The following is a 14,098-nucleotide window of genomic DNA, read 5'->3' on the forward strand; positions in this document are numbered from 1 at the left end:
TCTTTTTGTGTACAGCCTTGAGACGACACAGTCCCTACGATCCTGATCAAGGACTCAGACATCTCATCACTGTTCAGGAAAAAGCCATGCCCCAATTCGCCGCCCTCGCCCAACGTGTCATCGTCAAGCACACCGAACCCATCCTCGCGATGGGCCTGATGTCCGCGCTGGGCCAGGTGCCGGAATTCGAGGTGTCGGTGGACACCGCGCCCTCCTCGACGGTCGAACAAGGCCGCGGCGCGCGCGTCATCGTCTGCGACCACCAGGCCGCCATGCTGCTCGACAACCCCCACCGCGCCGGCATCGTCGCCATGTCCGGCAAGCCGCGCGAATTCGAGATCCAGCGGGCGATGGAGAAAGGCGTGCTCGGCTACGTCGCCAGCGGCTGCAGCCTGGCCGAGCTGCAATGCGCCGTGCGCGCCGCGGCCCAAGGCCGGCGCTACCTCTGCCCGGTCGCTGCTCAGGAACTGGCCAACAGCCTCAGCACCGAAGCCCTCACCTCGCGCGAACACGACGTGCTGACCCTGCTGGCCCAGGGCTGCTGCAACAAGACCATCGGCAACCGCCTGGCCATCGCCGCCGGCACCGTCAAAGCCCACGTGCGCGCCATCCTGGCCAAGCTCGACGCCAGCACCCGCACCGAAGCCGCCAACATCGCCATCGCCCGCGGCTTGCTGCCGGAACCGACGGTGGCTTCGGCGGACACCGGCGCGTGGCGTGTGCCGGCGTTCATGCCGACGCGACAGGCTACCCCACATCGGATCATGGCGGCCTGAGGAGAAGCCTGAAGCTGGCCGCGCACGGCCCTTTTCGTCCGTCGGCCACCTGGAGTGGTCTTCGATGCCAAGCCCCCCGGTGCATGCGGTCACCTGGAAGCGCTACACGGTGGCCCTGCGCGCCTTGGCCGAAGGTTGATCGGCTTCCCCTCGAGCCCCCATGGGCGTGAGTTCCGCCGGCGCCTCGCCCCTGCAATCCGGCCTTGGCGTTGGTGCCGCATGCCAGGCAAGCTCGTTTCGGAATTTAAGGCGCGAGGCCGTCAGAGTCTGAAGATTCGGTGTGAATTTCGGAATTTAGTGAACTACCGCGCCACCAAAGCCGAGTCGTGGCACTATTTCGGAATTCCAGAAATTCCTCCTCCGGCCGCAAACCTGAGGCCATCATCCCGGGAATTCCGAAATGACTTCGAGCCTCACCGACCCCGCGCTCCTGCACATTACCGACGCGAGCACCCTTGGCCCAGCCGTCCGAGCACGGCGTCGAGCACAGTCGCTCCGCATTGACGATGCGGCCTCCTTGAGCGGCGTTTCCGTCGACCTGCTCTCCCGCCTCGAAAACGGCAAGGGTTCCGTGCGACTGGACAAGCTGCTGGCGGTCTTGGACAGCCTGGGGCTCGCACTCGTGCTCGGCCCCAAGGACCATCCGATGATGCAGTCCGTCTTGCATCCCAGAGTCGAGCTTCCGGGGCAGCCATGAACTCGGCCACCGACGCCCCTATTGCGCCGCATGCGCTCACCCTCTGGGCGGATGACCAGAAGGTGGCGACGCTCGGCTACGAGGCCTTGAACGACCGGTGGTCACTGGACTACGACGCGGACTGGGTCGCGGCGCCGGGTGCGTTTCCACTGTCGCCCGCGCTGCCCTTCCAGCCCTCGGCCGACGGCTATGCCATCGGCGCAGTGAAGCGCTTTGTGGAGAACTTGCTCCCCGAAGGCCGCGCACTCGACATCACGGCCACGACCTACCGCGTATCGAAGTCGAACATCTACGCGCTCATCAGCGCACTGGGGACCGAGACCACCGGGGCGTTCCGCTTCTGGCGCTCGGATGAAGTGCCGCCCGTCGTCGCCGCCAAGCCGCCGCGTGAAGTGACCCGCGAAGAACTGGACAGACGAATCGCCGAGCGCGACCAGATTCCGCTGGCGGTTTGGGATGGCAAGGTCCGCATGTCGATTGCGGGCGTGCAAGACAAGTTGATGGTCTACCTGGACCGCCCGCTGAGCGACGGAGGACGCCTGTTGCTGGTCGAGCCGCCCCTGGCGTCGACCCACATCCTCAAGCCAGACCCTGCGCGTCAGGCAACGCCGCATCTGGTCGTCAACGAACACTTCTGCATGTCCTTGGCTAGTCGCATGCGGTTGCCGGTCGCCGAGGTCAGCATCTATCGGACACCAAGGCCGGTACTCGTCGTTCGCCGGTTCGACCGGCTTGTCGTTCAAGGCGTCGTGGAAGGTGCCGCGCATGGCGCCAACGAGCCCACCGTGAAGCGCCTGCACATCATCGACGCCTGCCAGGCCTCGGACCTGCCCGAGAGCTACAAGTACGAGCGGAACTTGGGGAGTGGCGAGCACGTGCGCAACATCCGGGAGGGCGTGAGCTTCGAAATGCTGTTCGAGCGCGTCGAGCAAACCGTCAACAAGGCCGCGGCGAGCATGACCTTGCTGAGGTGGGCCTTGTTCCAGTTCCTCATCGGCAACTCCGACGCCCATGGCAAGAACTTCTCATTCTTCGTGCGCCGCGAGGGACTGGACCCGGCGCCTTGGTACGACCTGGTCAGTGTGGTGCAGTACCCGGGCATCGCCCACGAGTTGGCCATGGCCTGGGGCGATGCCTTCTCGCTCAATGAGGTGAGTGCGTTTCAGCTGGCCGACTTTGCAAAGCGATGCGGGCTCGACAGGAACCTGCTCAAACGCGAGGCCGTGCGGCTGGCCAAGCTTGTGATGGCGCACGCGCCGACACAGGCCATGGCAGATGACTACATCGACGACGATGAGCGCGCCTTCGCAGGGCAACTCAGAGATTTCGTGGTGGGACAGGCCACCCGTTTAACCAGGCTTGCCGCCGAGTCGGCCAAGATAAAACCAGAGTTTCTGTGACGCCTTGGTGCCCGTTGTACCCGCTCAAGCAGGTCAGGCATGCGCCGGAAAGCAAAAGCCCCTGCGCCCCACTGACGCTGGCAGCGCCGGCCCCGAAGGCAAACCGGACAGCCGCTGATGCCCGCCAAACTCCGTCGGCTCCAGCAGTTGGACAGGCATCCGCAGAAACAGCCCACAAGCAGTAGATTGCAAATACAGCTTTTAGCGCGTAAGCTCGATTCACGCATCAAAGACTGTATGGCCCAGTTCACCGTACGCACCGCCGAGCAACTGCCCTCGCTGCTGCAGGCCTTCCGAAAAGAAGCCGGCCTCACCCAGGGCGAGGTCGCCTTACGCCTGGGTGTCTCCCAGCAGACCTACTCGGCGATGGAGCGCAACGCCGACAAGGTGGGCGCCGCTCGCTTGCTGAAGTTGCTCAACATCCTGGGCGTCGAGCTGGCTCTTGGAAAGCCCTCCCCCACGCCGGCACCCTCCCCACCTGGTCAGCGCGCCGCCACCGACAAGCCGGCCTGGTAAGCCATGGGGCGCCGCTCTCACACCCGAACCCTGGGCCTATGGATGAACGGGGCCTTCGTCGGCAACTGGAGCCTGGCGCCGAACGCGCCCGACACGCTCCAGTACGACCCGGCCTGGACCCAGTCCGAGCAAGGGCGCCCGCTGTCCCTGTCCTTGCCTTTCACGCCGGGCAATGCGCCGCATCGTGGCGACAAGGTCCGCGCCTATTTCGAGAACCTGCTGCCCGACAGCAAGGACATCCGGGAACGGCTGGCACGCCGCTTCAACACCGGATCCACCAGGGCGTTCGAGTTGCTGGCCGAGATCGGTCGGGACTGCGTTGGTGCGCTCGAAATCCTCCCTGAGGGCACAAGCTCCACCGGCACCGCGCCCCTGCAGGCCGAGTCCTTGAGCGAAGCGCAAGTGGCCCAGGTCCTGCGCGGCACGACGACCCTGAACGCCATGGGCTGGAGCGGTGATGACGATGACTTCCGCATCTCGATTGCCGGCGCCCAGGAGAAGACGGCCCTGCTGCTGCGAGACGGCCAGTGGTGCCTTCCGCGTGGCAGCACGCCCACGACGCACATCTTCAAGCTGCCGCTGGGCCTCATCGGCGGCATGAAGCTCGACATGCGCGACTCGGTCGAGAACGAGTGGCTGTGCGCCTTGATCCTGCGCGAGTTCGGGCTGCCCGTTGCGACCTGCCACCCGCTGCAGTTCGAGGACGTGAAGGCCTTGGTCGTCGAGCGCTTCGACCGCGCCTGGTGGACGCATCCTTCCGGGGAGCACCGTCTCATCCGGCTGCCGCAGGAAGACATGTGCCAGGCCACCGGCGTCCCGCCCGAAGCGAAGTACGAGGCGGACGGCGGCCCGGGCATGGACCGCATCCTCGATGTGCTCGATGGCTCGATGACCCGCGAACAAGACCGCCGCGACTTCTTCAAGGCGCAACTGCTCTTCTGGATGCTGTGCGCCACCGACGGCCACGCCAAGAACTTCAGCCTGTTCCTGCGCCCCGGCGGCCGCTACCAACTGACACCGCTGTACGACGTGCTGTCAGCGTACCCGGTGCCGGGCAAGGGGCCATCGAACCTCCCACCGCTCAAGGCCAGGATGGCCATGGCCGTGCGGTCAACAAACGCGCACTGGAAGATGCGGGACATCCTGCGCCGGCACTGGCTGGCGCTCGGCAAACGGCATGGTGTGCTGACGGAAGATGGGCGGGAGATTGATTACCTGATTGAACAGATCGTCTCGCGAACACCGGAGGTCATCGCCAAGGTCGGCGCGGGGCTGCCGCAGGGATGGGACACCCAGGTGACCAACGCCATCTTTGCAGGGTTGCAAGACGCCGCGAAACGCCTCGCAGGCTGAATGCAAAAAGCCCTTGATCCGTTCGGAATCAAGGGCTTGCGATTTGGTGGCCTGGGGCGGAATCGAACCACCGACACGGCACCCTGCGGGCCTAACCCTATGAATCAGCGAGGTTTTTAGATCTTGCGGATGCAGGACAGTGTACCAGTTGAAAGTACCTGCCAGCGCACCTCTCGGTCGCCGCTGCGGCATGTCCTTCGGTCCTCCGCGACAAGGTCAGCCACGAGCCTCTCGGCCGACTTCATCTTCACCAACGCGCCAACGCCAATAGCGATCAGGCTTGACCCAAACCACGTCAGCTACAGTCAGCTTGAGGAAGGCAGCTAGCACTGCCTTACCAACAACCTGATTGCCATCTGCGTTTTCGGTCAACAAGCTTTCTTGCTTCGCTTTGACGAGGTAGTCAACTACGTCGTCTTGGTAGAGGCACCCATCGCGCTCAACTTGAGCAAGCATCCAAGCCGCGACAGAGTCAGGTGTCATCACTCGCTCTTAGCCTCGGGCTCCACCACGTCGAGGGAGTCCGGAGGGAAGTCGCCCGATTCCAGCTTCTTACCTGCGAACCACTGACACCGATAGAACCGGCCTGCACTAGTGATTGTCTCGCGCTGTACCGTCATATCGGGACCGCCCGACTTCAACTTGACGATGTTGCCGATCTCAAATTCCGTTCTCTGAGCCATGTTTTACCTATGAGTTAGCAACGGGAGACGGCCTCCCGACTCTTTGCACTATTGGGATTGGCCGCTTAAGTTCAAGGAGCCGCGCTGGAAATATGAAGTTGGACTGCCTTCCAGCTCCACGGATAATGTCGAGGCCTGCAAAGGTTCCGCTAAGACAGACCGCAGCGACTGCATCCGCTGCAGGCAACACCAAGGGAAGAACATGCCTGCACTCGTGCCTGAGCTAGTCAACATGGCGAGCGACCCCGCCGTGCCGGTTTCCGACCTACTTCGCCGCGCTCTTGTCGCAGCCCGTCGCCTAGACGTACCAGACCTCGCGGAATGGATGGCATCAGAACTGAACGGCTACCAAGGGAAGGTACCCGACTATCGACAGATTCGGGGTCACCTAGAAGCAATGAATCCCTACCATGGCCCGGTGCCCCTTCAAATGGCAGGCCAGGGTGCCGACTGGCTAACCCTACTGACTGAGCGCAGCTCAATCCCTGAACTTGAACCTCTCGCCACAGGCACAGGTACGCTTCACCGACATTTCCCCACAGAGCTAGAGCGGGAAATCATGAAGGCGATGAGTGTGCCCATGAAACCGCATCTCTCGTTCACAGCCGTGCAGATTCGAGGCATCGTTGAGCGGGTGCGAAATCGTATCCTTGAGTGGGCGCTAGACCTTGAGGGTCGAGGCGTGCTCGGGGAAGGTATGACGTTCACTCAGCAGGAGAAGCAGACGGTGCAGCAGATCCACAATCATTTCGGCAACATATCAGGTTCACAGATTCAGATAAGTTCAAACGGATCAACACAGAACCAAGCGAACACAGGCACAGGAACCGACCTTGAAGATCTGCGGGGTTTGATCCAAGCACTGAGCGCTGCCCTCGACAGTAGCGAGCAAGGTGTAGCAACCGACGAATTACGCGCCGAGTTGGCTACCCTACGGGCACAGGCTGCCTCTCCAAATCCAAAGTGGGAAGTCATCAAGGCCACGGCCCGCAGCATCAAATCAGTTGCTGAAGGTGCAGCGGGCAACATCCTTGGAGAACTGGCTAAGCCGCATGTTCAAACGCTGCTGTCGCTTGCTGCCAGTGCTGCCGGCGGCTGAACCATCTCTGCACTTGAGTGCGGGGGTTTCCGGACTTACCAGACCCCGTCAATCGACGGCGCGTGCAAGACGAGTTTTTTGGGCGTGCCTTGGCTGTCACTTAACGACAGTTCCTTTAGGGTCGAAGGGGGACGTCGGAACCAAGCAAGGCAGACGTGCGCCAAGTCAATCGAGCCCGCCGATTGGAAGTCGATCAACGATTCAGCTAGTGCGGAATCGTGTGCAAGGTAGAAGTCGCCAGACCGCCGCAAATCGTTGACGCTGGCTTTCCGTTCGGCCAACGGCTTCTGAAGCATTCGCCGTGGCACCTTCAGCAGGTGTCCGTCTTCCTTGAAGGCAACACCCATGATTGGTGCCATGAAGTCAATCAGCCACCCTTGGCACTCGACCCACGCATGAAATGCTTGACTATCGCTTTCAGCCCCCTCTCCGATGCGTCCGTACATGGCGACCGTTGCGCGCTCCTCATCGACCGTCATCCCCAGGAATCCGGCGCTGATCGTGGCAGGCAGCTTGTAATGTTCCCGAAGTATCAGCGTACCGGCGATGGTGAAGATGACGCAGGCTCGATGCGTGTGGACAGCCTCACTGGCTTGAAGCACGCTGTAGATGACCTGATAGACGCGTTGGTAGTCTGGTAGCGGCAGCAGCGGGCGGGCCTTCATGTCGCCACTTTACAGGAGCCCGCGCACCACAGAGTTGAGACCGACGCACCCAACCCAGCCGCGGCAAGAACTTTATATGGCGTAAGTCCATCAGTAGCGAATCGTTGCCAAACCTCTTGCAGCAAGCCCCGCGCTTGGTCAGCAATTGATCACAGCGAGAAGCTCTTGCCGGAGCATCGCTATCAACGCATCGGTCTCACCTTGATCGCCTGGACGCACGCAATAGGCAAGCGCAAGGACTGTCAGGGGATGCAAGCCCATCCGGGCGGCTAGCTCATCAACCTTGGGAAGGGTTGGTTGCTTGATCTTTCGTTCCAGAGCGCTTACGTAGACCCGACTGGACACGTCATCGAAGTCCTCCTGCGTGAGGCCCTTCGCCTTCCTGGCGAACAGGAACGCTGCCCCAAAGTCCGACTTGTTGTTGATGCCCACAGAAGACAGTGGACCAATCCGCAACCTATAGGACTACAACCTATAGGTTTCATTGATAGACTGTTGGCACTCGTTGTTGGAGGTATAGGTGCGCGTAACCGCAGTGTCCATGCTCGTGGACTTCATCTTCTTCGGCATCCCTGCCCTGGCCTCAGCAGGCTTGGCCTATCGCAAGAACCGCAGCGCTCTCGCCTGGGGGGTGTTCGGCTTCCTATCCATTGGGATGACCCTCATCGTCCTGGCCTTCATGCCCTACCGGTGCGAGCGGTGCTCTAGCCCTCTGAGCAATCAGCAGCGCAGGGAGAAGACATGCCCCGCATGCGAGGAACTGGACCAGGAGGTGTACAGCTTCGTAGACCCGATTCCGGATTACATCCCTGAGAGCATAGAAAAGCTCGCCTGAGGCGGCAGCGGAGCCCTCCGATTGGGCAACAAGGTCAACCACTTTTATCCGCCTTAGATGGACTTCAGCAAAATGTTCGGACTCTTTAAGAAGAAGCAAGCACCAGTGATGTCACCAGGCGCAGCACTGGGGCATCGCATTTCCGGAGCCGCAGCAGCGCTCGAAGTACAGCTAGCGCTATGCAACCTCGATGCGCGCAGGTACCAGCGATTTCTTCATGAAAAGTTTGCACGCGGATACCTCACCGGGTTCTTCGACGCGGCGGTTCAGCTCAGCGGTGTCCCGCTGCAGGACGGAGACGGCTTCGTCAAGCTCATCGCATCAGGTCACATCCGCCTGATGGGTGGCGACGTGGAAAAGGGCGTGTCCTTCACCGTCGAATCGCTGGAGCTGCAGGGCGACCCTGACTTCGACGCAGGACGAGAACAAGGCGGACGGGAATACTTCGACTTCATCGAGAGAAACACCAATCCTATGGGTCTGACCAAGGGCTATCACGCCGACTTGGCTGGAGCCTAAGCCTCACCGGCAAAGCCCTTGAAACTCAAAAATTTTTTGATTAGGCGAAGGGGCATGTGACCCAACTGAGTGCCACCATCCCCCATGCCCGTCCTCGCGTCGCTATGTCTGCATGGGTGCCAGAGTGGACGATGGCGAATTGGTACCCTACTAACAGAAAGAAGGCCGGTAGGTGCAATTTGCATCTATACCTTGCCGACAGGCATAAAGCCTTCCAGAAGCCCGATAGAAGCCCTGGGGCCCGCGATAGCAAGGCTGCCCCGAAGCAGCGACCGAGGAGGTGAGCCCCGAAGTCTGAAGGAGCCCTGCTCTCCTGCTCTCCTGCTCTCCTGCTCTCCTGCTCTCCTGACCCAGCGAGCAGCCCTGAAGCCAGCAGGCAGGAAGGGCGCTGGGATTGAGTGAGCCCAAAGGTCGTGAGGCTGGCTCGCCGTTGAAGGCGTCAGGAGGCCCGCGCTCCGCGCCAGCCTTCCAGTAGCCTTCCGACCTTGGAAGGCTTGGTCCAGCAACGGCCTGTTTAGGTCGTTGGGGCGCTTGGAAACTTGGCAAGCTCCCTGGCCATCCGGCTCAGCGGCATAGAGCCATAGTCCCGAGCAATGCCTCCGGTTCCCGCGTGGCCTGTGATCGCATCATGTACGTCTTCCGGAATGCCAACATCCCGACATAGCGTCTTGAAGGTATGCCGGAAGCCATGGATGGGACTTGCAGAGCTTTCGAGCTTCACCGTCTCCCGGAGGTACACAGCCCAACGCTTGCCGAAGTTCGCACCAAAGTAGCCGCTAGGGCTGGGCTTGAGGTCGGGAAAGAGGTTCCCGTTTTTCGGCAAGGAACAGGCGTACTCTACGAAGCCACGGCTGATCAAGTCTGGGTGTAGCGGAATCAAACGCCGGCTGGCTTCTGTCTTGACACCACGGTCGCCGTCATCCTCATCTACCACGGCAAGGATGTTCAGGTGCCAGATGCCATCGGGCGACTTCTTCACATCGGAGGCCTTCAATTGCGCCAGCTCTTCTCTACGTGCTCCCGTGTAGTACAGCAGTAGCGGCAGCCAGTACCAAGCCTTGCCAAATGCAGCACGGGGCGGCGCCCAATCTGTCTCTGTGAGGGCAGGGCTGGTGAAGATGGCCCGCAGCTCGTCAGGCGAATAGTCTTTGCGCCGCCTAGTTCCTTGGGCCTGTCGGGTCGCGGCCCTGGCTGCATTGCGCCCGACCCCGCCGGCAATGACAGGGTTTTCGTTCAGCCAATGCAAGCGCACACCGTGACTCAGCACAGCAGACACCGCACGCAGTTGATTGCGAATGGTTGACTCAGACAGCCGTGGCAGACCTTCTGCCTCCGCCTTGGCGATGAGTTGAGTCGCGGTCAGCCCCCGCGTTCCCTTGCCCTTGGCGGGCATGCGAGCCAGTTCACGACGATAGCGGCCGATGACTTCCCGGCTGATGGCGGTGATGTCCAAATCACCAATCAACTCGAGGAAGCGCTCCACCGTAGCGCGAAAGCCATCTATCGTCTTGCGAGTTGCCCGCGTGTCACCATCGTTGAGGATTTTGTCCTCTGCATACGAGTTGAAAAGAGCCATGAGCTTGATTGCCTTTTGCTGGGTGGGCTTGCTCAGCTCAGAGCGCAAGGGAAGCACCGGAGCCACGCAGATGCCTGCAGCGGCATACGTGCCAAGGTATCGCTGCATTGCCCATTCGGACAGCCGGTGCAGGTGCTCGATGAACGCGGTATTCAACAGCTCGGCTGCGGCGCCGCCCGAAACGGGCCGGGGCAAATCGTGCTGGCGTAGCGTGTCGGCGATGTGAGGCTCGACCAGCGCAGCCCAATCATCGTCCGGCGGTCCAATATCCTGCTCCGCAGCCTCTCGAAGCGTGAGGTAGCTGGCCACCCATTCACCTGCCTCATTCCCGCGCTCCACGAGCGTTCTAGAGCCCTCCACGAGGATTTCCGTGAACGCGCCAGCCCGCTCAATCCGCTCTTGCTCGTTCCTGAACCACCTTGCGGCCAGTTGGTGCGCGTCAGCCCTGTCGATCACTTCTACGCCCGCAAGCTGCGCTCGGGCCGCCGCGAAGGCCGCCTCCGACCTTGCCCAAGCATCGGCAAAGCGCCCCTTCGCCTCTCCCGGTTCGCGCGTCTTCAGAGAGACCTTGTACTCGCGCCCGAGAGAAGGTCGCAGTTCAAGAGGCACCTTCCGCCTCAAGTAGTAGATGCCAGAGTCGGGATGCTTAAACGGCTGAGCCATGAACGAACGGCGGCGAGGGATGCTGTTGCCGACGAGTCTAGACGCGGTGCGAACTGATGCCACGGTGTACCTGCCTGGTGTACCAATCCAAGCGGGCTAGGCATGAGCCAGAAAGCAAAAAGCCCCTGATCCTGTTAAGAATCAAGGGCTTAGCGTTCCTGGTGGCCTGGGGCGGAATCGAACCACCGACACGCGGATTTTCAATCCGCTGCTCTACCAACTGAGCTACCAGGCCAATCACTTTGCTGTGCTGCAATCAAGCGTGTTGATGTGCGATCAGCGAAGTCAAACACTATAGCATGGTTTCAGGCGATGCTGCCGCGTTTGTTGCGGGTCAGGTCGACGCCAAGCTGCTTGAGCTTGCGGTAGAGGTGGGTGCGCTCCAGGCCGGTTTTTTCGGCGACGCGGGTCATCGAGCCGTTCTCGCGGGCGAGGTGGAATTCGAAGTAGCTTTTCTCGAAGGCGTCGCGGGCTTCGCGCAACGGGCGGTCGAGGTCGAAGCTTTGTTCGGGTTGCGGGCCGAGGTCCACCGGCAGCGCGGGCAGGCCGACGCCGCCAGTCATCGCGGATTCGACCGTCAACCCGATTTCGCCGCGGTAGGCGGTGGGCGCGCCCATCGGGGCCGGCGGGCGTGCAGGCGTGCGAGCCAGCGACTGCTCGACGGCACGCAGCAGCTTTTGCAACGTGATGGGCTTTTCGAGGAAGGCGATGGCGCCGTATTTGGTGGCCTCGACCGCGGTGTCTATCGTGCCGTGGCCACTCATCATGACCACCGGCATGGTCAGCTGGCCGCTGGCACCCCACTCCTTGAGCAAGGTGATGCCATCGACATCGGGCATCCAGATGTCGAGCAGCACCAGGTCCGGCCGCAGGCGCTCGCGCACCGCACGGGCCTGAGCGGCGTTTTCGGCCAGCTCGATGGCGTGACCTTCATCGGTGAGGATTTCCGACAGCAGGGCACGGATGCCCATCTCGTCGTCGACTACAAGTATCGTTGCCATGGATGTCCGAGACAGCGTTCAGGCGCCGGGTGGGTGGGCCGGGCCATTCACTGGAGGATCCTTCTGTTCAATGAAGCTGGAAAATGATAGCGAAACCTGCGCGCCCGACGGCGCATCGCTGCCTGCATTCTGGGGGGGCAGGTTGACGATGCGAACGCGCGCGCCGTGTTCGTCGGCAATTTTCTTCACCACCGCAAGTCCCAGGCCAGTGCCTTTGCTCTTGGTGGTGACGTAGGGTTCGAACGCACGTTTGAGCACCTTGTCGCTGAACCCAGGGCCATTGTCTGCCACTTTCAGGCGCACGGCCCGCACGCGGCCGTCTTCATGGCGCGCGATCTCGGTCTCGACGCAGACCTTGCCGTCTTCACGGCCGGCCAGCGCCTGCAAGGCGTTCTGTACCAGGTTGTGAATGACCTGGCGCAACTGGGTCGGGTCGCCCCGCACCAGCGGCAGCGCGGGAACGCAACGGGCCTGCAGCCGGCCGCGCTCCTGGTCGTCGCCATACAGGCCCAGTACTTCGGCGACCAGCTCGTTCAGGTCGGTGTCCTGCAGGCGCACCGCGGGCAGCCGCGCGTAATCGCGGAACTCATTGACCAACTGTTTCATCGCCTGCACCTGGTTGACGATGGTGGCCACCGAGCGCACCAGCATGGCCTGGTCGGTTGGCGATTCGAGCTTGGCTTCGAGCTTGTGCTGCAGGCGCTCGGCCGAGAGCTGGATCGGCGTCAGCGGGTTCTTGATCTCGTGGGCCAGCCGGCGTGCGACCTCGGCCCAGGCCTCGCTGCGCTGCGCCGAGACGACCTCGGTGATGTCGTCGAACACCACCAGGCGCGCACCGCCAACCAGCAGCGCGCCGCGCACCAGCAGCGTGATGCCGCCTTCGCGCTCGCTCTGGCGCAGCTCGAAGGACTCCTGCCAATGGTCGCGCTCGCCGTCTTCCGGGCTGCTCTGGTGCTGCGCGAAGCGCTGGTGGATCGCGGCGGCGAAGTCGGTCATGCCGGGCACCTCGCCCAGCCCGCGGCCCACGAAGACGGACAGCGGCGCGCGCAGGATGCGGGTGGCGCCAGGGTTCACGGTGTCGATCAGGTGGTCGCGGTCGAACACGATGACGCCAGCCGTCAGGCTGTCGAGGATGGTCTGCAGCCGCAGGCGTGCGCCTTCGAGCTGGCGCAGGCTGGCGTCGGCCTGCTGGCGGGCGCTGCCGAGCTGCTCGGTCATGTGGGCGAAGTTGCGTGTCAGCTCGCCGATCTCGTCGTTGGAGGTGAAGATCTGCTTGGCGGTCAGGTCGCCACGCGCGACCTGGCGCATGCCGTCGGCCAGCAGCAGCAGCGGCCGCGCCAGCTGGTTGCCCAGCACGACAGCCAGCAGCACCGCGCCGAAGACCGACAGCACCAGCGCCAGCGTCAGCGTGCCGATGTACATGCGGCGCAGGCCGTCGCGCGCGATGTGGCGCTGCTGGTATTCGCGGTAGGCGGCCTGCACGATCAGCGCATTGCTGGTCAGCGCGGTGGGCAGCGGCTGCAGCACCATGAGGTAACGGTCGGACTCGCCGGAGAGCTTGATGCGCGCATCCGGGATCAGCGCCAGCGCGCGAACCTGGGCCGGCTGCAGGCCGGCGGCGGCCGTGCCATCGTCCTCCAGGCCCTCCACCTGGCTGACCGACTGCACCGCCTTGGCCTGGCGCAGCAGTGCCGGTGCCGGCCGCTCGATGCCCAGGTCGGCCGTGGCGCTGGCATTGCTCTGCACCTGGCCATTGCCGTTGACGACCGCCACCTGCGTGGCGCCCAGTTGCTCGCGCAGGCGCTCCAGTTGCAGCAGGGCCGGGTCGCTGCTGCGCACCTCGGCCAGCCGGTCGGCCGCGGCGCGGGTCTTGTTGACCAGGTCCGAGGCCAGCGCTTCCAGCGTGCCCTTGCCCAGCGCCAGGCCGGCGTCCAGCGCGCTTTCGACGCTGGCATCGAACCATGCCTCGATGCTGCGGGAGACGAACTGGTAGCTGACGGTGTAGATGAGTGCGCCCGGCAGCACGCCGACCAGCGCGAAGATGCCCGCCAGCTTGATCAGCAGCCGGCTGCCGAACTTGCCGGCCTTGAGCCGGAACACCAGCCGGATGGCCGCCGCCAGCAGCACCAGCGCCAGCACGCCGGCCACGCCCACATTGACCCAGAACAACCAGACGAAGTGGCCGCCGTAGCCCAGCGGGCCCTGCACCACCAGCGACAGCACAACCGCCAGCACCAGGCCCAGGCCCGCTGCCACCAGCGTGGCAAGGCCCCAGCCCAGGCGCACGGAGTTTTTCATCGCGGGTCGGGTGGCAA

At 62.8% G+C, this 14,098-nt stretch carries 15 protein-coding genes and 1 tRNA gene; 8 read left to right on the forward strand and 8 right to left on the reverse strand.

Going from position 1 to position 14,098, the window contains the following annotated elements:
- Positions 1-86 precede the first annotated feature (86 nt).
- The 5 genes from AC3WR5_RS07815 to AC3WR5_RS07835 all read left to right on the forward strand — a co-directional run bounded on the left by AC3WR5_RS07815 (position 87) and on the right by AC3WR5_RS07835 (position 4,742).
- Positions 87-776 (forward strand): response regulator transcription factor, encoded by a 690-nt coding sequence (locus AC3WR5_RS07815; protein ID WP_492483275.1) that lies wholly within the window; start codon positions 87-89, stop codon positions 774-776.
- Positions 777-1,176: 400 nt separating this feature from the next.
- Positions 1,177-1,473: a helix-turn-helix domain-containing protein gene (locus tag AC3WR5_RS07820; protein WP_492483277.1), complete on the forward strand. Its 297-nt coding sequence runs from the start codon at positions 1,177-1,179 to the stop codon at positions 1,471-1,473.
- Positions 1,470-2,873 carry a HipA domain-containing protein gene (locus AC3WR5_RS07825; RefSeq protein ID WP_492483279.1) on the forward strand — a complete coding sequence of 468 codons (1,404 nt, stop codon included), beginning with the start codon at positions 1,470-1,472 and terminating at the stop codon, positions 2,871-2,873. Before AC3WR5_RS07820 ends, AC3WR5_RS07825 begins: the two co-directional genes overlap by 4 nt.
- Positions 2,874-3,110: 237 nt before the next feature.
- A complete protein-coding gene (locus tag AC3WR5_RS07830; RefSeq protein ID WP_492483281.1) occupies positions 3,111-3,389 on the forward strand; it encodes a helix-turn-helix domain-containing protein in 279 nt (92 codons plus the stop codon).
- Between the two features lie 3 nt (positions 3,390-3,392).
- Positions 3,393-4,742 (forward strand): type II toxin-antitoxin system HipA family toxin, encoded by a 1,350-nt coding sequence (locus AC3WR5_RS07835; protein WP_492483283.1) that lies wholly within the window; start codon positions 3,393-3,395, stop codon positions 4,740-4,742.
- Between the two features lie 216 nt (positions 4,743-4,958).
- Here AC3WR5_RS07835 and AC3WR5_RS07840 read toward each other — a convergent pair whose 3' ends face one another.
- Positions 4,959-5,225, reverse strand: coding sequence for a DUF6953 family protein (locus AC3WR5_RS07840; protein ID WP_492483285.1), 267 nt, complete (start codon positions 5,223-5,225; stop codon positions 4,959-4,961).
- Positions 5,225-5,425 (reverse strand): YodC family protein, encoded by a 201-nt coding sequence (locus AC3WR5_RS07845; protein ID WP_492483287.1) that lies wholly within the window; start codon positions 5,423-5,425, stop codon positions 5,225-5,227. Before AC3WR5_RS07845 ends, AC3WR5_RS07840 begins: the two co-directional genes overlap by 1 nt.
- Positions 5,426-5,627: 202 nt before the next feature.
- Between AC3WR5_RS07845 and AC3WR5_RS07850 the strand changes: the two genes are divergently transcribed.
- Positions 5,628-6,524: an AbiTii domain-containing protein gene (locus AC3WR5_RS07850; RefSeq protein WP_492483289.1), complete on the forward strand. Its 897-nt coding sequence runs from the start codon at positions 5,628-5,630 to the stop codon at positions 6,522-6,524.
- Between the two features lie 35 nt (positions 6,525-6,559).
- On the opposite strand, the gene AC3WR5_RS07855 is transcribed toward AC3WR5_RS07850, so the two are convergent.
- Positions 6,560-7,189 (reverse strand): DUF2026 family protein, encoded by a 630-nt coding sequence (locus AC3WR5_RS07855; RefSeq protein WP_492483291.1) that lies wholly within the window; start codon positions 7,187-7,189, stop codon positions 6,560-6,562.
- Between the two features lie 138 nt (positions 7,190-7,327).
- Positions 7,328-7,621: a helix-turn-helix domain-containing protein gene (locus AC3WR5_RS07860; protein WP_492483293.1), complete on the reverse strand. Its 294-nt coding sequence runs from the start codon at positions 7,619-7,621 to the stop codon at positions 7,328-7,330.
- A gap of 109 nt (positions 7,622-7,730) precedes the next feature.
- Here AC3WR5_RS07860 and AC3WR5_RS07865 point away from each other — a divergent pair, with 109 nt between their 5' ends.
- Positions 7,731-8,024, forward strand: coding sequence for a hypothetical protein (locus AC3WR5_RS07865; RefSeq protein ID WP_492483295.1), 294 nt, complete (start codon positions 7,731-7,733; stop codon positions 8,022-8,024).
- 57 nt (positions 8,025-8,081) lie between these two features.
- On the forward strand, positions 8,082-8,543 hold the full coding sequence (locus AC3WR5_RS07870; RefSeq protein WP_492483297.1) for a hypothetical protein: 462 nt from the start codon (positions 8,082-8,084) through the stop codon (positions 8,541-8,543).
- Between the two features lie 514 nt (positions 8,544-9,057).
- Here AC3WR5_RS07870 and AC3WR5_RS07875 read toward each other — a convergent pair.
- The 4 genes from AC3WR5_RS07875 to AC3WR5_RS07890 all read right to left on the reverse strand — a co-directional run bounded on the left by AC3WR5_RS07875 (position 9,058) and on the right by AC3WR5_RS07890 (position 14,081).
- A complete protein-coding gene (locus AC3WR5_RS07875; protein WP_492483299.1) occupies positions 9,058-10,782 on the reverse strand; it encodes a DUF6538 domain-containing protein in 1,725 nt (574 codons plus the stop codon).
- Positions 10,783-10,941: 159 nt separating this feature from the next.
- Positions 10,942-11,017, reverse strand: a tRNA-Phe gene (locus tag AC3WR5_RS07880).
- Between the two features lie 70 nt (positions 11,018-11,087).
- Positions 11,088-11,783, reverse strand: a complete 696-nt coding sequence (locus tag AC3WR5_RS07885) for a response regulator (RefSeq protein WP_141285797.1) — start codon at positions 11,781-11,783, stop codon at positions 11,088-11,090.
- Positions 11,784-11,801: 18 nt separating this feature from the next.
- Positions 11,802-14,081: a sensor histidine kinase gene (locus AC3WR5_RS07890; protein WP_141285799.1), complete on the reverse strand. Its 2,280-nt coding sequence runs from the start codon at positions 14,079-14,081 to the stop codon at positions 11,802-11,804.
- Between the last annotated feature and the right edge of the window lie 17 nt (positions 14,082-14,098).

It is taken from the genome of Ideonella sp. FW305-24, assembly GCF_058788035.1.